Origin of the sequence: Streptomyces sp. NPDC059534, from assembly GCF_042743475.1 — a bacterium.
GTDB lineage: Bacteria > Actinomycetota > Actinomycetes > Streptomycetales > Streptomycetaceae > Streptomyces.
In genome coordinates this window covers 1-15,804 of record NZ_JBHWAQ010000041.1, presented here as the reverse complement: position 1 = coordinate 15,804, position 15,804 = coordinate 1, and the positions used below count along the sequence as shown (strand labels likewise).

Genomic DNA, 15,804 nt, shown 5'->3' with positions numbered 1-15,804 from the left:
TCGCTGGCCTCAAGGCAGTCCGGTCTTGTCACGCACGGGCCGATCGGTGCAACGGCCGGGCCCGAACAGCCCTCGGCGGTCTCTGCGTCCGGGGCGAGACTGAAGAGAACGTACCCGGGTCGGTCAGTAGGGACACAGAACGGCCCGGAAGGGTGATGATCATGTCCAGCACGAGCAGACGGACCGCAGCCGCACTGGCGGCCCTCGCGCTGGCCGCTGGCTGTGCGGCCGGAAACAGCACCGCCGGCGGCAGGCCCCTGAGCGCGGCCGCCGCCCAACCCAGCCCTTCCGGCGGCGATTGCCAGGGGCCGGGCATGTCCGGCGACGACTGGGACTCGTGGGGGCCGGGCATGGGGCCAGGAATGACAGGCCGGGATGACTGCACGTGGGGTCCCGGCATGATGGGCGGGGGCTACTGGCAGCGCGGTGACGGTACCCCGGTCGAGACCCTGGACCAGGCCCGCCAGCAGGCCGACACCTTCGCCGACCGGCTCAACCTGCGTGTCGGTGAAGTCATGCAGTTCTCGAAGAACTTCTACGCCGAACTGCAGACCCGTGACGGGAAGCCGGCGACTGAGGTCCTCGTTGATCCGTCCGATGGCGACACCGGGATCGAGTATGGGCCGGCGATGATGTGGAACACCGACTACGGCATGCACCAGCGCGGCCGGACCGAGACCCGGATCTCCCCCGGCGAGGCGCAGGAGCGCGCCCAGAGGTGGCTGCATGAGCGGGGCAGCGACCTGACCGTCGGCGAGGCCGAGGCGTTCCCCGGCTACTACACCCTGCACACCCTGCGATCGGGCGAGATCAGCGGCATGCTGTCGGTCAACGCCTCCACCGGCGCAGTGTGGGACCACACCTGGCACGGCATCTACATCACCACCAGCGAGCACTGACGCCACGGCCGCCCCCTGGCCGGACGCACCAGCCGTGTGGCATACGCGAGCTGCTCGGCGTGGCCGTCGCTTGGACGCCGGCCGGGCGCCGTCGCCGTTCACTCGGTCCGGTCCAGATCGAGCCGGCTCTCCCTGTCCGGCTCGAAACCTGTCCGGCTCGAAACCCCAGACCCAAGCGGAACCGTCTAGGCAGCGGGCCCGCCCGGCGCGCCCGGCACCTGGATGCGCCGGCCGGTCACCCGGCGCGGTGAGAGGGTCACCAGGGTGTCCCGGCCGTCCCCCGCCCACGGGGCCGAGTGGACAGCGTCCTTGATCCTCCGCACCTCGGTGTCCTCCGACACCGTGCGTGACGGACCGACAAGGAGCACGCTCCAGCCCTGGCTGAAGGCTTCGTCCAGGTGGTCCTCCTCGAAGGCGACCTCCGCGCCGGACTCCGAGGCGCGGGCGAGGGTCGAGTCAGCAGCAGTCATGAAGACCACGTCCCCGTCGACGACCTGGTAGTTCACGGGGAACACCGCCAGCCCGTCCCGTCCTTCGACGGCGACCCGGCCGACGCCGTGGCCGTCGAGCAGCTCCCAGCACTCGGCCGCGCCGATCTCCTCCATCCGTGCCCGGTACCCTGCGCGGGCTCCTCCTGGCGCGAGGTCCGCCGTGTACCCGGTGAGATCCTGGACAGTGGTCTCCAGAGCGTTCGCAAGCCGGAGAAGGAACTCGATCCCCGGGGTGGCCGCCTGCTCTTCCACGTAGGCGACGTAGCCGGGCGTCGAGCCGGCCCGTTCGGCCACGTCCTCCCAGGACAGGCCGAGCTGGTTGCGCCTGGATGCGACGCGGCGGCCGAGGTCGCTCGTGGCGTGCGAGGGATGCGGGGTACCGGCCGTGTTCATCACCGGTCTCCTTCCATGGTCTCCGGAGCCCGCTGAGGAACGACGGCGACCGGACACGAGGCGTGGTGCAGGGCACGGTGGGCGACCCTGCCGAGCTCCAGGCCGACGAGCCCGTCCCGGCGCCTGGCACCGACGACCAGCAGGTCGGCGGCGGCGGAGCGCTCGGTCAGCACTCTGTGGGCGGGGCCCTCGACGGTGCTCCTGCGCAGCCGCACCTGGGGATGTTCGGACGCCGCGGCCTCAAGGGCCTTGTCGAGCAGTTCGGAAGCCCCTTCCGTGAAGTAGGCCGCCCCGGCGCGCCTCATCAGCAGGTGGTCGGCCGGTTCATGGGCCTGCCGTCGCCAGGTGCGTACGACATCGAGTTCCGCGTCCCGGACGGCCGCCTCACGGAAGGCGAACCGCACAGCCGGCGAGTCCAGGTCGTGCTCACCGACGCCGAGCAGGACGCGCCCGTGGCGTGATTCCAGGGCATGTCGGTCTCCACGGACGACGACGACCGGACAGTGAGCCCGGGCGGCCACGATGAGGCTGACAGATCCGAGCAGGAGGTCGGCAATCCCGCTGCGCCCACGTGACCCGACGACGAGGGTCGTGCCCTCCCGCCCCTCCCTGAGCAGCGCACTGGACGCGTCCTCGGCGAGAACGTCCGTGGTGAGGGGGAGGTCGGGTGCACGGCGCCGGGCGCGTTCGGCAGCAATGGCGGCGATGTTCTCGGCGAGGATCTGGCCCGAGGGGCGGTCCGTGCTCCAGGCCGGCACGACTCCCTCGTACCGCTCCCACAGGGAGGCGTGGACGATGCGCAGGGGAAGCGCGTGCCGTACCGCTTCGTCGACGGCCCAGTCCAGGGCCGTGAGACTGGCGTCGGACCCATCGACTCCTACCACCAGGGGCGATTCCATCGTGCCCACCGCCTTCCGGTTCGTGAGGTGGCCTGCTGCCCAGGCTCGCACCGGGCGGAAGCGACCGGATAGGGCCGGTCGGTCCCGGGCACGGCCCGCCCGGACCAGGGGCGGTGGCGACGCTGAAGACGGTCCGTGTCAGGGCTGCCCAGGTTTCGACGTGCCCCTTTCGGCCCTTGTCGTCCGCCGCCCGAAGGCGACACCCTCGCAGCAACAGGACTCGGGGTGCCGGAGTACCGGACAGGCTCCTGCAACGACCGGAGGAACTGTGAACCAGACCAGGCGAAGGCGTTCGTCCGGCAAGCCGTGCAGCGTGTCGTCCCCGACGCCGACTTCACCGGGCTCGATCCCGGCGTGTCCCCGCGGGACACGTTCGAGCTGGATCCGCTGGACTTCCTCGAGTTCGTCGAAGCCCTCGCCGAACTCAGCGCCACGGAACTCACCGAGGACGACTATCCGGCCCTCGACACCTGGGACGGCTGCGCCGCTCGCCTGGTGGCCGGGGCCAGTGCGCCCGCGCAAGGAAGGAGAGGGTGATGCACCGCCGCAGGATCGACCAGCTGATGACCCGTGAGGTGGTGAGTGTCCGCGGCGACACCCCGTTCAAGGAGGTCGCCCGGACGCTCTCGCAGCACCAGGTGACCGCCGTACCCGTGGTGGAAGGCAACGGCCGGGTCGTCGGGGTGGTGTCGGAGGGCGATCTGCTGCGCAAGACCGCCGACCGGGCCGCCGCACCGAGTGACATGCCTGCCGTTCCGGACCTGGAGACGTGGGAACGGGCGAAGGCCGAGGGAACACGGGCAGAAGAGCTGATGTCCGCCCCCGCGGTGTGCGCCCGCCCGGAGTGGACCGTGGCCGAGGCCGCACGGCTCATGGAGGTCCAGAGAGTCAAGCGGCTCGTCGTCGTCGACGACGACGACCGCCTGTTGGGCATCGTGAGTCGGCGTGACCTCTTGGGCATCTACCTCCGCGAGGACGACGACATCCGCCGGGAGATCGTCGAGGACGTGCTCGGTGACACGCTGCGTCTCGGACCGACCTCCCTTGCCGTCGACGTGCGCGACGGGCGGGTGGAGCTCGGCGGGAGGCTGCCCTTCCGGGGCATGGCGCCGGCGATCGAGCGTATGTGCGCGACGGTGGACGGCGTGGTCTCGGTCTCCTGCACCCGTCTCACGTACGACGTCGACGACACCGATCGAGGAGGTGGACGATCATGACGCGGAGCATCGTGGTCGGCCTGGACGGCACGGAGCAATCGAAGGCAGCCGCGGAGTGGGCGGCCGAGGAGGCGCTGCTGCGCGACACGGACGTGCATCTGGTGCACGCGACGGAACCAGTGCCGGAGGCCGCTCTCCCGCTCGTGGAGTGGGAGTCCGAGGAGCCCTGGGCCAGAGAGATGATGGCGCGCACCGCCGGTGAACTGCGTGAGCGCCATCCCGGTCTGTCGGTGACCTCACGGCTGCTGCCCTCGGGGCCCGTACCGGGTCTCGTCGCCGCGGCCGAGGAGAGCGATCTGCTCGTCCTCGGCTCACGGGCGCTGGGCAGCGTGGCCGGATACCTGCTCGGTTCGGTCGGCCTGACGGTCGCTGGTGTCGTCGAGCGTCCCGTCGTGCTCGTTCGGGCCGTCAGCGCGGCAAGCACTCCACGGGGACCCGTCGTGGTCGGGGCCGACATGCGGCAGACCGTGGACTCCGTGCTGGGCTTCGCCTTCGAGGAAGCCGCGCGACGGCACACCCAGGTCCTCGTCGTGTACGCACAGCAGCTTCCGCTGCACGCGGGAATGGGGCCCGCGATGGTCCCGGACTTCCGGCTTTCCATGGTGCCGGAGATCAAGCGTTCGATGGAGGTCACGCTGGAACCCTGGCGGGCGAAGTATCCCGACGTCGAGGCGGTCGCCCGCGTGGCAGTCGGATCGGCCGGACTCGAACTGGTGGCGGTCGCCCGGGACGCCTCCCTCGTGGTGGTGGGCCGGCGCACCCGCCACTCGACGCTCGGCGCGCACATCGGCAGCGTGGCCCACGCCGTCCTGCACCACAGCCCGGCGCCCGTAGCCCTCGTCCCCCACGACTGATCGCTGCCGGTCAGTCGTCGGCCACCGTCGGACGTAGCCGTGCCGCCGTGACCTTGTACTCCGGACACGAGGTCACGGTGTCGGCGTGCTCCGACGTGAGGGAGTTGACGCCGCCGGCCGGGAAGTGGAACGCGCAGAAGACCTGCCCGGGAACAAGTTCCGTCCCGACGCCGGCGACGAGTCGCGCCTGCCGGTGGCGGCTCTCGACGGTGACCGGGGTGCCGTCCCGCGCACCGAACCAGGCGGCGTCTGCCGGGTGCAGGTCCAGGCAGTCGGATGCGCCGAGAAGGCTCCTCGCCGCCACCTCGACCGGCGCGGGAACCCTGGCCGCCGCTGCTGTCCGGACTACTCTCCGGCGACGCGCCCGGGTGACCGCGGACGCCTGACCGCGGCGGCGAGAGGGATGATGCGGGCCTCCCGGTGGGACCCGGCGATTGGGCCGTTCGGCCCGTTTCCGGGCCTGGGTGGCCGTAGCCGTCGACTCCTTCCGGAGGCTGGTATGGAAGACATGAACGCCGACCGGGCTCTCCTCGCCGCCACCGGGGTACGCAAGATCTACCGGACGGGCTCCGTGGAGGTCACGGCCCTGCTCGACCTGGATCTCCTGGTGCGCCACGGGGAGATGGTGGGAGTCATGGGACCGTCCGGCTCCGGAAAGACCACGCTCCTGAACTGTCTGTCGGGGCTCGACGACATCGACGCCGGCCGGGTGGAGATCGACGGCCATGACCTGTTCGCCATGTCGGACGCGGCGCGCACGGAGCACCGGGCCCACACCATGGGCTTCGTCTTCCAGGCGTTCAACCTCATTCCGGTCTTCTCCGCGGTGGAGAACGTCGAACTGCCGCTGCTGCTCGTGGGCACCCGACCGCGTGAAGCGCGACGCAGGGCTCTGGAGATGCTCGACCGCGTGGGCCTCGGACACCGGGTCGAGCACCGGCCGAGCGAGATGTCCGGCGGTGAACAGCAGCGGGTGACGATCGCCCGCGCCCTGGCCGGGCGGCCCGCCATCGTGTGGGCGGACGAACCCACCGGCAACCTCGACAGCGCGATGGCCGACCAGGTCATGGACCTGCTGTGCGAGCTCAACCGCGACGAGGGCCAGACGATCGTCCTCGTCACCCACGACAGCACCATCGGCGCCCGCGTGCCCCGACTGATCCGGATGCGCGACGGGCGGCTGGTCGACGACGTCCGCCAGGCCGGCGCCGCCCGGGCCGTGATCCCCGACTTCCCTTTGGGCTGACCATGTACCCGAACCTCCTCATCCCGCTGCTCACGGCCCTGGCCCTCGCCCTCGCGGTCCTGGTGCTGGTCGCCGTCCGGCAACCGGTGTCACGGCGGCTGGCCTTCCGCCAGGTCGCGCGTCGGCGCACCGAAGCGGCGCTGGTGATCGGTGGATCGATGCTCGGCACGGCCATCGTCATCGGGGCCCTGGTCGTCGGCGACACCCTGAACTTCTCCGTACGCCAGGAGGCGTACCGCACCCTGGGACCCGTGGACGAACGCGTCGTCGCGCCCCCCGGGCCGACCGGGCACGCCGTCACCGAACGACTGGCCGGCCTGACGGGAAATCCCGACATCGACGGAATCCTGAACGCCCAGGCAACCCAGGCATCCGCCGTCAGCACTGCCGGGGACCACACTGCCGCCGAACCGCGCGTCCTGGCCTGGCAGATGGACTTCGACGAGGCGGCGCGCTTCGGCGCCCCAGGGGGCGACTCCGGTCTCGGCGGACCGAACCCGAAGCCCGGCCAGGTCGTGGTCAACGAGCCACTGGCCCAGTCCCTGAGCGTCGGAGCCGGGGATCCGATCACGGTGTATCTGTTCGGGACGCCGCAGACGTACAGGGTCGAGCGTGTGGTGCCGGAGCAGGGTCTGGCCGGTGTGGGCCTTGGCGGCAGGCTGAACCGCGACGTGTTCCTGCCACCGAAGGCCCTGGACTCCGCTGCCCGGGGCGCCGGTGTGGAGCCGCGCTCGGTCACCTTCGTGTCCAATCGCGGCGGCGTCGAAAGCGGCGAAGCCCTGACCGACCGGGTGGCCGCCGACCTCCGGCAGGCTCTGGGCCCGCTCGCCGGGCAGACGGCGATCGAGACGCCGAAGCAGACCGTCCTGCGCGACGCCAAGCAGGCCGGGGACTCCCTCGGAGCCCTGTTCCTCATGATCGGCAGTTTCAGCATCATCGCGGGCGCGCTGCTCCTGGTGAACATCTTCGTCATGCTCGGCGAGGAGCGGAAGTCCCAGATGGGCATGGTGCGGGCCGTGGGGATGAAGCGCTCGCGCCTTGTCGGGTCCTTCACCCTCGAAGGGGCCACCTACGCGCTGCTGTCCGCGCTGCCGGGAGTGGCCATCGGAGTCGCCGTCGGCTGGGGCGTCGCCGTGGTGGCCGCGCAGATCTTCCAGGGCTGGTCGGTCGGCGGAAGCAGCCTCCGCATCGCGTTCGCCGTCACTCCCACCAGCGTCCTCAACGGACTGGCCATGGGCCTGCTCATCGCCTTCGCCGCGATCCTGGCGACCAGCGTGCGCATCAGCAGGTTCAACATCATCGCCGCCATCCGCGACCTCCCCGCCACGCCCGGACAACGACCGCACCGCCGTCTGCTCGTGGTCTCCACCACCCTGGCCGTCCTGTGCGCGCTCGTGGCCGTCCCGGCCGTGGCACGCAGCCAGCCCGACGCGACGTACCTCATGCCGGCGCTCGCCCTCGCCTTCGCCACTCCGGCACTGCTGCGCGTCCTCCCCCGGCACACGACCACCACCCTCGTCGCCGGCACCGTGCTCGCCTGGACACTCCTGGCACCCGTCATACGTCCCCGGATCTTCGACACTCCCTCCATGTCCGTGTACGTCATCCAGGGCGCCCTGGCCGCCTTCTCCGCGGTAGTGCTCGTCAGCGACAACCAGAAGACGCTGCTCCGCCCCGTAAGACGGCTCCTCCAACGCCCGACGGAAGGCGGCCTGGCGGCGCGGCTCGCGGTCGCGTATCCGTTGGCCAAGCGGTTCAGGACCGGCGCGACGCTGGTGATGTACACCCTGATCGTGTTCGTCCTCGTCCTGCTTACGGAGATTTCGGGCATCATCCGCGCCGGAGTAGACGGAGTCGTCGCCGATGCCACCGCCGGATACTCCCTGCGACTGGACTACAACCACCAGGTCGCCGGTGACCGGCTGCTCTCCGATCTCCGCAGCGGTCCGTCGGCCGCCGGGGTCTCCGCCGTGACACCCCTGCTCAACGCCACGGGGCGGGCCACCGATCCGGGACACCGCGGCCCCCGACCGCTGGACACCGCCGTCGTCGGCGTGCCCGACGGAGCGATCACCGGAATCACCTTCAGGGAACGCCTGCCCGGCCTGACGAACGACGCCGCCGTGTGGCGGGCCCTCGCCTCCGACCCCCGCTACGTCGTACTCGACGGCTTCTTCGGCAGCACCGGCGGCCCGGCCGGCGACTACTACGACCCCGGCGACACCCTCACCCTGACGGACCCCCGCACGGGCCACAGCGAACAGAAGATCATCGCCGGCGTGCTCAGCAACGGCTTGGTCTTCTACCCCGGCACCGGCGCCAGTTCGACCACCTACCCCGTGGTGATGGGAGAGCAGGCGACGCGCGAGCTCTTCGGCACCCAGGCCCAGAACGCTTCCGCACTCGTGAGAACCAGTCCCGGCACCTCCCCCGACGCCCTGGCAACCCAACTCCAGGGCGAGCAGCTCTCGGCCAGCCTGGTGGCCACACCCATAGAGTCGGACATCCGCCAACAGTTCGACTCCAGCACCGCCTTCTTCCAACTGATGCAGGGCTTCCTCGCCCTGGGCCTCGGCGTGGGCATCACCGGCCTCGGCGTCGTCATGGTCCGAGCCGTACGCGAACGCCGACGCACCATCGGCATCCTGCGGGCCCTCGGCTTCCGGGCGCGGACCGTGCAGCGGTCCTTCCTGTGGGAGAGCACCTTCGTCGCCGTGGAAGGAATCATCCTCGGATCTCTTCTGGGCGTGCTCACCACCTGGCTGATGTACGCCAACAGCGCCGCGTTCGAGGGCCTGGAAGGAGGTTTCCCGGTCGAATGGACCAGCATCTGCGGCCTGGCCGCAGCCACCTTCGCCGCGTCGCTCCTCGCCACGATCGGACCGGCACGCCGCGCCGCCGCCATCCGCCCCGCCCTCGCGGTCCGCATCACCGAATGACGCACAGCCGTCCGACCGTGTGAAGTTGATCCGCGTGTCTTCCTGACGAGGCCAGAGAGCGCGGTGCGAGCCCGCTCCTCCGCTGCCTCGCTGTCAGATCTCGTCGCGAACCGAAGACTCCGCAGGGCCTGCCGGATACTCCGGCGTTCAGGCCCGTCGCTGTCCGGCGGGCCTACTCGGGTCCGTTCGCATCGTTCTTGGTGGGCTGGGCGATCTCGCGGATGAAGACGGCGAGGTCGGGGACCGCGGGGTGGCTGGGCGGGTCGGATCAGGCAAGGTTGACGGGTACGGGGGGGTGCGTCGGTGAGGGGCAGGTAGGTCACGCCGGGGTAGGGGTAGACGTCTGCGGTCGCTGTGGTGGTGACGCCGAAGCCCTGGTCGGCGGCAAGGGCGGCGAGCCAGTCGCCGATGTTGCCGACCTCTGCGATGCGACCCGGCTGGTGCTCGGGGGCCCATAGTCGGAGCGAGGTGGTCCCGAGACGGTGTTCATGATCAGGGTCTGACCTGCCAGGTCGTCGACGGCGAGCTCACTTCGCTTGGCGAGGTCGTTGTGCGAGGACAGGGCGGCCATCCGCTGTTCATGGAAGAGCATATTGTTGCGGATACCGGTGACGGACATGGCCTCGCACCAGGACCGCGTCGGCCCGGCCCTGGCGAGGCTGTCGTCGGTGCGCAGCAGCTGCAGGGGCATCTGGGGGTGAAGCTGCTGCCATCGGTGCAGGACGGTGGCGGTGTGATGGCCGAAGGCGGACCAGGCGTGGCCCAGGCGCAGTGGCCAGGGGCCCACGCGGTCGGGGTCGAAGGCCGCTTCGGCGGCGTAGAGAGCTGCGGCCGCGCGACTGCGGAAGGACTCGTCGGCGTCGGTGAGTCGCAGGTGGTGGGTGGAGCGGTCGAACAGCCGCACACCGAGGTGCGTCTCCAGCGCCTTCAGGGTTCAGGAGAGGGCGGGCTGGCCGATACGCAGCCGGGCAGCGGCGTGCGTGACCGCGCCTTCCTCCACGATGGCGATGAACGCGCGCAGATGCCACAGTTCCACGGTCATGCCTACCAAGCACAATCGCTGGAGAAGCGGCATTCCCGCTGCGATCGGGGTGGCACCTAGCGTGGCGGGCCTGAGCACTGTTCGTGCGGCCTCGACCGCTACTCCCTCCTCCGCCACTGTGCGCGTCTGGTCGCGTGTGCGTCTGAGGCGTCGTGGCCTTGCGCCTGGTGCTGTCTGCGGGGCTGCTTCTGGCCGATGTCGCAGGCGAGGTCTCGGTCAGTCATGCGCCGAGTGGATCGTTCACGTCCACCCCCTTCGGGAGAGGGCTCTCACCCGCACGGCAGAAGAGGGAGTCAACGCGGAGAGTTGGCGATCGACGACAACGCGGCGAGGCACGGTGCCAGGCGCCGCGAGCCCGGCATGATCGGCAAGACAGCCCCTAGATGATCGATTCCAAGGGTTGTGTCGCTTGTCAATGAATCCAGCATGTCTGTCGTGGAACCCAACCGCCGCTGGCTGACCCCGTGTCGGAGCAGCGCGGCAGGCTTCGCGGAGGCCATGGCCTCGGAGGATGACGGTGGCCTCCCCCACGTGGGGGAGGCCACCGTCCCGCTGTCGCTCCACAGGGCCGTCTGAGTCCGTCGCGCAGGGTGATGAAGTCTGTTTGACGACGCGTGACGATGTGTGGCATGGACATTCAAATGAGCGACTCGACGGTCATCTCCGCAGCGGCGCCGCCCCGCTGGGCTGTTTGCGCTGCGCATCTGACTACATGGGTGGTCCTGCCGAGCGGACTGTGGCGCATTGCCCTGGTGCTCGGATACCCGGCCGGATACACCGACGTTGGCTTCGAGAGCTTCCAGACGATCGGCGCGAAGGTATGGATGCTGACACTCAGCGTGGTCTGCGAGCTCGCAGCCTTCCTCACGATCGGTCTGGTACGGCCGTGGGGTGAGGTCGTGCCCCACTGGATACCGCTGATCGGAGGGCGAAGAGTCCGCCCCATGGCCGCCGTGGTCCCTGCCGCCCTCGGCGCGGCGGCCCTGACCGTGCTCTGGGCCTTCACACCCTGGTGGTGGAACTTTCCGCACGCCGACATGACGCCCACCGGGAGCCTCGTGGTCGGCATCCTCTACCTACCGCTGTTCCTCTGGGGCCCGCTCCTCGCCGCCGTCACCATCTCCTACCACCGCCGCCATCGCACCCCGCGCCGCTGAGCAGAGATCGCCGGGTGAGCGCCCGCCCAGCGGTAATTCAGTGATAGACGGCCCGGTTCCCATGGCAACGGACATGATCAGTGGTCGTAGGCGGTCAGTGAACGCAGCACGGGCTCGTCTGTGTGGTCGTTGTGCCAGATCGCGGCCGTGAGTGCGAGGATGCGCTGCATGACGCGGGCGATGACGCCGTCGGGTGTGCGCCCTCGATGCTGTTCGAGGTCGAGTTGGCCCTTGAAGGTCTCGTTGACCGACTCTATGACCTGCCGCAAGGGCTTGAATATTGGTGCGCCGGGCCGTTCTGGCTCGCCCTTCCGGGCCGGCCGCAGCAGCCGGATGCCCTGCTCGGCCAACAGATGCTCGAAGCCGCGGCCGAAGCAGCCGACGGCCCCAGAAGAAGCGGCTGTGGCTCGCGGAGTACCCGTACTGGGCCCAGAAGCCACCTGGCCTCAGAGGTGAAGCCCAGCATGGCCTGCATCATCGCGAGCGTGACCAGCTCCGCATCGGTCAGTTGCGGAGCGATCCCGACAGCCGGACGATAGGGTGCCAGATGCGGTGACGCCTTCAGCAAGTCGCCAGTCTTCACATAGAGTGCGGTAGCGAGGGATTTCAACTCTGTCTTCACACACTGACGTTGGACTCCCTCCTCTTTTGCGCGCAGCCGATCCCTTGGAATCGATCATCTAGTCCCAGCACCCTGTGATGGCTCCGTCGGTCTCCGATCCGGCCGCGATGCGGAAGCCGGACCCGGAGGCGAATTCGGCCCCGGTCTTGCAGCCCTCGATCGCAAGGTCGTGGGCGGTCATGAAATAGAGCGTCAGCAACATGACTTGCCCGTCGCCGCCTCTGGCGAAGCACAGTCCCGCCGTCTCCTCAGGGACGGGCGGCCGCTCGGAGTCCTGCTCCAGCTTCCAGCCGTCGCGTTCCGCCGCAGTCCGGTAGTACTGGATTACCTCGGCTCTGGTGCCGGGGAAGGCATAGGTGCGCTCGGCAAACAGCCAGGCGTCTCCACTGTCGTCGATGCACCCGGACTCAACATCCTTGAAGTCCTTGGGGAGTGTCGCTGCCGGTGGCCTGGATTCGAGGATGCGGAGTGATGCGAGGTCCTTCACCCGGCTCTCTGTTCCTTCGCAGTTCTTGAAGGGCGAGAGGAATGAGCAGCCGGTCAGGCATCCGGCGGCGAGTGTGGTCGACAGCAGCAGACCGGCCAGGCGGCGCGGGCGTATCCGGATCAACACGATGGCTCCAGGAGCGTTGGTGGACGAATGGCGAGCGGTGAACGCCGGGCCCCGCCCGCAGGGGCGGAGGATTAGTCATCAATGCCTGTGGGTGCTAAGCCGGACTTCTCGCCGTGCTTCGGCGCGGTGATGGGGTGTGAGCCGGGCTCGGAAGCTCGGCAGTTCCCTGACTACGCGTAGTAGGCGGCGTATTGGGCGGAGCGCTCTTCGACGGAGAAGCTCTCGAAGTCGCCTGCCATCTCACAGCCGAGCAGTCGCTGCCGCGCCGCTAGAGCGTCGAGGAGATGCTGGGACGACAGGTACGCCTTGGCTCTGGCCAGTCCGCTCCCGCACGGCAACTGGATGTCGATCGAGCACTCGGCGTCCATGCTGGCGGACTTGGCCCTCCAGATGAGCGGTACGTCGTCGAGCCTGCCGGCGTTGAACAGCTGAACGCAGCACAGCTTCATCAGCTCGGTGTCGCCGTCACCCTGAGCATGCCGCTCCAGCCCGCCGCGTACTTCGAGCAGCCTGCGTACCTCGTCGATGCCCGCGCCGACAGGATGAAGACCGTAGCGGTGCAGCCACTCGTCTCCGTCCATTGGCATGCCCCATTTCCGTAGCGGCAGCCAGTGCGACCGGCCAAGTGGACCATGCCACGCGGGATTCGGGGCGTCGATGTGCCGGCCGCCCTCAAAGCGCGGCACCGCGGGTTGCCTTGGCCTCGGTTGTGCCGTCTTCCTTGACTGCGCTGAGCGCGGGTCTGCCTTCCCGACCCGCCTTCGCAACATTGGCCTATCGGTGACCTCGAGGCGATCACCACAGGAAGGTATGCTCCGCGTCCCGCGAGGCACCCCGCCCGAGGCCGATCCACGGGCGTCCAGTATTGCTCTCGATCACGTCTCAACACCGCGACGACTGAGCGCTGGCGGAGTCGGGCGGCCGATGAGTTCCATCTCGACCAGCGTTCCCGTCAGCCCGGTTGCCTCCAACTCGTCTGCCAAGGGCGTTGCTTGCGTGAGCATCTCATGAGCCGGGCGGACGGCGCGGTCGCGAGCTTTGATCAGATGTTCATCGGCGCTTGCCAAGCAGAGGGGGAGGGATCGGTTCCCCCGGATCGTCGGAACCTACGACGTGTCGCAGCTCAAGTAGGCGATTTGGAGGATCAGTTACGTCGCATAGCTATGCGATCATGAACGGCGTTTCCGGCCGGTCGCCGGATGCTCCCTTCTTGATTGCAGAGGACCATGAAACTCACCGCGTTTGCCCGTGCCAGGCACGGGCTGCTTGTTCTTGCCGCCTCCCTGGGCCTCGTCTTCGGCCTCTCGGCCGCTCCGGCCCAGGCCGCCACGCCGTCCGTCATTTATATGGGCGTTGTCCAGATCCAGGCGAGGCACTCTGGGAAGTGTCTTGAGGTAGCGGACTGGAGCACGGCGGACGGCGCGGCCGTCCGCCAGTGGACCTGCACCAAGGGCGACAACCAGAAGTGGTACCGCTGGGGCCTGGCGAACGACCCCAACGCGTTCTACTACATCAACGTCAACAGCGGTAAGTGCCTGGAGATCGGCGGCTGGGCGACCGGGAATGGCGCGACCGCCAATCAGTGGGGCTGTCACTACGGCCTCAACCAGCTCTTCTACGGCGGGGAGGGATTCCGCATGGACAACGCGTACTCCCCCCAGAAGTGCCTGGAGATAGCCGACTGGGGCACGCAGAACGGCGCCCCCGCGCGGCTGTGGACGTGCACCTACCAGCCCAACCAGTACTTCTACATCACGGCCGCGTGAGCCCTGGGCGGGCGCCGGGCACCTGCCCGACGCCCGCCGGTTCATGTTCCGTCAGCCAGCCGTGGGCGGTGGCGATGGTGACGATGAACTCCCAGTCGACGTGGAAGCTTTCGTAGTGCCAGCCGCAGGGGCATTCGGCGACGTACAGCCACCGGTCGCCCCACCTGGCGCAGACGACGCGGGGCTTCATGAGCCGATGGATTCGACGCCGCAGGCGACGAGGTCGCGCGCCATGTTGCAAGGGACGGCGTTGCCGGCCATCCGGACCCGGGCGCGCTTCGAGTCGCGCCACCGGTACGTATCCGGGAATGCCATCGCCGCCGCGTACTCGTGGGCCTGGAGCATGCGGAAGCCGCAGTCCTCCACCGACAGCGCCGGCTCTGGCACGACCAGGCCGTGATGGTTGCCCGACGCGCACACCGTCGCCAGCGGCTCCGACACCGGGCGGTTCTTCGAGCTGCCGCCTCGCAGCTCGGCGATGAACGGCGGCACGACGACACCCGTGGTCTCGCGGGTCGTCACCGTCCGGGCCGGCTGATCGGTCACGTAAGCGGAGTCGTTGCAGGTGCCGCCGGCCGGTACCAGGAGCCCCGTCTCGTTCTTACCCGTGCACGTGCGCATCGGCCGGTCCACGGAGTGCGGCTGCTTTCCGTCGCGCCCCTCCACCGGCACCAGGGCCGTCCCGTACTTCTCCAGCCCCGCCCTGATCCGCGCCATCGTCTTCTCGGCGAGCGGCCGGGCCCGGTCACCGATCCGCAGGGCCTCGATCGACCAGTCGACGATGCTCGAGGCGGCGCCGACCATCGGCTTTACCTCGACCTCGCAGCGCGGGCAGCAGTACATGTACTGCCTGCCGTACTTCCCCGCGGTGTTGCCGTTCTTCCAGGTCCGGCGGGCGTCCATGTCGGCTGCGCAGCTCAGGCAGCGGGCCCGCGGTGAGGTCCAGCGTTCGATGTCCGGGCAGCGGGTGCCCTTGGGGTGGAACAGGCAGAACCAGCGGTCTCGCCATTGGTCGGCGGCCGGTCCGGCCTGCCCGGCGAGGCGGCGTTGAGGAAGACCGCGTGGAGGCAGGAGCCGAGATTCTCCAGGCTGATCTTCCAGGCGCGGAAGCCCACCCACTTGCGGACCTCGCAGACGTTCTCGACGAACCCGAAGCGGTACCGGTGATGCTCGGCGAATCGCTGGACGTCCCACATGGTCGCCCGGGAGCGTTCGCCGGCGATGTCCTCGGGTCGGCCTTCACGCCTCGCGACGGAATTCTTCGTGCAGGACGGGCTCGCCCAGATCATCATGGTCTTCGGGAAGCGGCGGGGGTCGACCTGGGAGATGTCCGCGCAGTCGTGGTCGGCGTCGGGGTGGTTGTCGTTGTGCACGTCGACCGCAAGCGGCCAGTGGTTCGCAGCCATCATCCGGACGCCGACGCCTTCGACGAAGCCGGCGCCCGACGACGACCCGCCACCGCCGCAGAAGAAATCCGTGAGAGTAAAGCTCACGCTGGTGCCTCTATTCGGTTGTGCATTCGGTTGTCTTTCCTCGATGGCGTCCGCACCAAGTAACGTCGAAGGTGGGCACTAGGCACTGTTTCTTGGATCTCCTGACAGGGGCGGGGTGTTGAGGTCAGGCTGGCTGTATGAGCCGTGGGGATCTGACGAACGCGGAGTGGGAA

Annotated in this window: 18 protein-coding genes and 1 pseudogene; 8 read left to right on the top strand and 11 right to left on the bottom strand. The window is 69.1% G+C overall.

Features of this window, described 5'->3' with window-relative positions; translation table 11 throughout:
- The first annotated feature begins 362 nt into the window (after nt 1–362).
- On the top strand, nt 363–899 hold the full coding sequence (locus ACFVZH_RS33500; protein WP_384903359.1) for a hypothetical protein: 537 nt from the start codon (nt 363–365) through the stop codon (nt 897–899).
- Nucleotides 900–1,084: 185 nt separating this feature from the next.
- On the opposite strand, the gene ACFVZH_RS33495 is transcribed toward ACFVZH_RS33500, so the two are convergent.
- Nucleotides 1,085–1,783, bottom strand: a complete 699-nt coding sequence (locus tag ACFVZH_RS33495) for a helix-turn-helix domain-containing protein (protein ID WP_384903357.1) — start codon at nt 1,781–1,783, stop codon at nt 1,085–1,087.
- A complete protein-coding gene (locus tag ACFVZH_RS33490) occupies nt 1,783–2,682 on the bottom strand; it encodes a universal stress protein (RefSeq protein ID WP_384903356.1) in 900 nt (299 codons plus the stop codon). Before ACFVZH_RS33490 ends, ACFVZH_RS33495 begins: the two co-directional genes overlap by 1 nt.
- A 306-nt stretch (nt 2,683–2,988) precedes the next feature.
- Here ACFVZH_RS33490 and ACFVZH_RS33485 point away from each other — a divergent pair, with 306 nt between their 5' ends.
- The 3 genes from ACFVZH_RS33485 to ACFVZH_RS33475 are packed head-to-tail and all read left to right on the top strand — an operon-like array spanning nt 2,989 to nt 4,753.
- The gene (locus ACFVZH_RS33485; protein ID WP_384903355.1) at nt 2,989–3,219 is read left to right on the top strand and encodes a phosphopantetheine-binding protein; all 231 of its coding nucleotides are present in this window, start codon (nt 2,989–2,991) and stop codon (nt 3,217–3,219) included.
- Nucleotides 3,219–3,899, top strand: a complete 681-nt coding sequence (locus ACFVZH_RS33480) for a CBS domain-containing protein (RefSeq protein WP_384903353.1) — start codon at nt 3,219–3,221, stop codon at nt 3,897–3,899. Before ACFVZH_RS33485 ends, ACFVZH_RS33480 begins: the two co-directional genes overlap by 1 nt.
- Entirely contained in the window at nt 3,896–4,753 is an 858-nt protein-coding gene (locus ACFVZH_RS33475) for a universal stress protein (protein WP_384903351.1), read from the top strand. The genes ACFVZH_RS33480 and ACFVZH_RS33475 overlap by 4 nt, the downstream gene beginning before the upstream one ends.
- Nucleotides 4,754–4,763: 10 nt before the next feature.
- On the opposite strand, the gene ACFVZH_RS33470 is transcribed toward ACFVZH_RS33475, so the two are convergent.
- Nucleotides 4,764–5,057: a molybdopterin dinucleotide binding domain-containing protein gene (locus tag ACFVZH_RS33470; RefSeq protein WP_384903349.1), complete on the bottom strand. Its 294-nt coding sequence runs from the start codon at nt 5,055–5,057 to the stop codon at nt 4,764–4,766.
- 195 nt (nt 5,058–5,252) lie between these two features.
- Here ACFVZH_RS33470 and ACFVZH_RS33465 point away from each other — a divergent pair, with 195 nt between their 5' ends.
- Entirely contained in the window at nt 5,253–5,999 is a 747-nt protein-coding gene (locus ACFVZH_RS33465; protein WP_384903348.1) for an ABC transporter ATP-binding protein, read from the top strand.
- 2 nt (nt 6,000–6,001) lie between these two features.
- Nucleotides 6,002–8,938, top strand: coding sequence for an ABC transporter permease (locus ACFVZH_RS33460; protein ID WP_384903346.1), 2,937 nt, complete (start codon nt 6,002–6,004; stop codon nt 8,936–8,938).
- A 319-nt stretch (nt 8,939–9,257) separates the two neighbouring features.
- Here ACFVZH_RS33460 and ACFVZH_RS33455 read toward each other — a convergent pair whose 3' ends face one another.
- Together ACFVZH_RS33455 and ACFVZH_RS33450 are read right to left on the bottom strand one after the other, a co-directional pair.
- The gene (locus ACFVZH_RS33455) at nt 9,258–9,842 is read right to left on the bottom strand and encodes a hypothetical protein (protein ID WP_384903344.1); all 585 of its coding nucleotides are present in this window, start codon (nt 9,840–9,842) and stop codon (nt 9,258–9,260) included.
- A 30-nt stretch (nt 9,843–9,872) separates the two neighbouring features.
- The gene (locus ACFVZH_RS33450) at nt 9,873–9,980 is read right to left on the bottom strand and encodes a LysR family transcriptional regulator (RefSeq protein WP_384903342.1); all 108 of its coding nucleotides are present in this window, start codon (nt 9,978–9,980) and stop codon (nt 9,873–9,875) included.
- A 641-nt stretch (nt 9,981–10,621) separates the two neighbouring features.
- On the opposite strand from ACFVZH_RS33450, the gene ACFVZH_RS33445 reads away from it, so the two are divergent.
- Entirely contained in the window at nt 10,622–11,137 is a 516-nt protein-coding gene (locus tag ACFVZH_RS33445) for a hypothetical protein (RefSeq protein WP_384903340.1), read from the top strand.
- Nucleotides 11,138–11,214: 77 nt separating this feature from the next.
- On the opposite strand, the pseudogene ACFVZH_RS33440 reads toward ACFVZH_RS33445, so the two are convergent.
- From ACFVZH_RS33440 to ACFVZH_RS33430, 3 genes and pseudogenes are all read right to left on the bottom strand, one after another.
- Nucleotides 11,215–11,759 (bottom strand): annotated as a pseudogene (locus ACFVZH_RS33440) (hypothetical protein).
- A gap of 58 nt (nt 11,760–11,817) precedes the next feature.
- Complete coding sequence (locus tag ACFVZH_RS33435; protein ID WP_384903338.1) at nt 11,818–12,372, bottom strand: hypothetical protein; 555 nt, start codon at nt 12,370–12,372, stop codon at nt 11,818–11,820.
- Between the two features lie 170 nt (nt 12,373–12,542).
- Nucleotides 12,543–12,959 carry a hypothetical protein gene (locus tag ACFVZH_RS33430; protein WP_384903336.1) on the bottom strand — a complete coding sequence of 139 codons (417 nt, stop codon included), beginning with the start codon at nt 12,957–12,959 and terminating at the stop codon, nt 12,543–12,545.
- A 639-nt stretch (nt 12,960–13,598) separates the two neighbouring features.
- Here ACFVZH_RS33430 and ACFVZH_RS33425 point away from each other — a divergent pair.
- The gene (locus ACFVZH_RS33425) at nt 13,599–14,138 is read left to right on the top strand and encodes an RICIN domain-containing protein (protein ID WP_384903334.1); all 540 of its coding nucleotides are present in this window, start codon (nt 13,599–13,601) and stop codon (nt 14,136–14,138) included.
- Here the strand turns inward: ACFVZH_RS33425 and ACFVZH_RS33420 are convergent.
- The 3 genes from ACFVZH_RS33420 to ACFVZH_RS33410 are packed head-to-tail and all read right to left on the bottom strand — an operon-like array spanning nt 14,125 to nt 15,631.
- Nucleotides 14,125–14,328, bottom strand: a complete 204-nt coding sequence (locus tag ACFVZH_RS33420) for a hypothetical protein (protein WP_384903332.1) — start codon at nt 14,326–14,328, stop codon at nt 14,125–14,127. The genes ACFVZH_RS33425 and ACFVZH_RS33420 overlap by 14 nt on opposite strands.
- A complete protein-coding gene (locus ACFVZH_RS33415; RefSeq protein WP_384903330.1) occupies nt 14,325–15,041 on the bottom strand; it encodes a DNA cytosine methyltransferase in 717 nt (238 codons plus the stop codon). Before ACFVZH_RS33415 ends, ACFVZH_RS33420 begins: the two co-directional genes overlap by 4 nt.
- A 14-nt stretch (nt 15,042–15,055) precedes the next feature.
- Entirely contained in the window at nt 15,056–15,631 is a 576-nt protein-coding gene (locus tag ACFVZH_RS33410) for a DNA cytosine methyltransferase (RefSeq protein WP_384903328.1), read from the bottom strand.
- Nucleotides 15,632–15,804 lie beyond the last annotated feature (173 nt).

What these genes read in the sequence shown, in the direction of transcription:
- ACFVZH_RS33425 (WP_384903334.1), top strand. Translation starts at nt 13,599, where the DNA reads ATGAAACTCACCGCGTTTGCCCGTGCCAGGCACGGGCTGCTTGTTCTT.
- ACFVZH_RS33500 (WP_384903359.1), top strand. Translation starts at nt 363, where the DNA reads ATGACAGGCCGGGATGACTGCACGTGGGGTCCCGGCATGATGGGCGGG.
- ACFVZH_RS33430 (WP_384903336.1), bottom strand. Translation starts at nt 12,959, where the DNA reads ATGCCAATGGACGGAGACGAGTGGCTGCACCGCTACGGTCTTCATCCT.
- ACFVZH_RS33445 (WP_384903340.1), top strand. Translation starts at nt 10,622, where the DNA reads ATGAGCGACTCGACGGTCATCTCCGCAGCGGCGCCGCCCCGCTGGGCT.
- ACFVZH_RS33465 (WP_384903348.1), top strand. Translation starts at nt 5,253, where the DNA reads ATGGAAGACATGAACGCCGACCGGGCTCTCCTCGCCGCCACCGGGGTA.
- ACFVZH_RS33460 (WP_384903346.1), top strand. Translation starts at nt 6,002, where the DNA reads ATGTACCCGAACCTCCTCATCCCGCTGCTCACGGCCCTGGCCCTCGCC.
- ACFVZH_RS33415 (WP_384903330.1), bottom strand. Translation starts at nt 15,041, where the DNA reads ATGGACGCCCGCCGGACCTGGAAGAACGGCAACACCGCGGGGAAGTAC.
- ACFVZH_RS33480 (WP_384903353.1), top strand. Translation starts at nt 3,219, where the DNA reads ATGCACCGCCGCAGGATCGACCAGCTGATGACCCGTGAGGTGGTGAGT.
- ACFVZH_RS33475 (WP_384903351.1), top strand. Translation starts at nt 3,896, where the DNA reads ATGACGCGGAGCATCGTGGTCGGCCTGGACGGCACGGAGCAATCGAAG.
- ACFVZH_RS33450 (WP_384903342.1), bottom strand. Translation starts at nt 9,980, where the DNA reads ATGACCGTGGAACTGTGGCATCTGCGCGCGTTCATCGCCATCGTGGAG.
- ACFVZH_RS33420 (WP_384903332.1), bottom strand. Translation starts at nt 14,328, where the DNA reads ATGAAGCCCCGCGTCGTCTGCGCCAGGTGGGGCGACCGGTGGCTGTAC.
- ACFVZH_RS33495 (WP_384903357.1), bottom strand. Translation starts at nt 1,783, where the DNA reads ATGAACACGGCCGGTACCCCGCATCCCTCGCACGCCACGAGCGACCTC.
- ACFVZH_RS33490 (WP_384903356.1), bottom strand. Translation starts at nt 2,682, where the DNA reads ATGGAATCGCCCCTGGTGGTAGGAGTCGATGGGTCCGACGCCAGTCTC.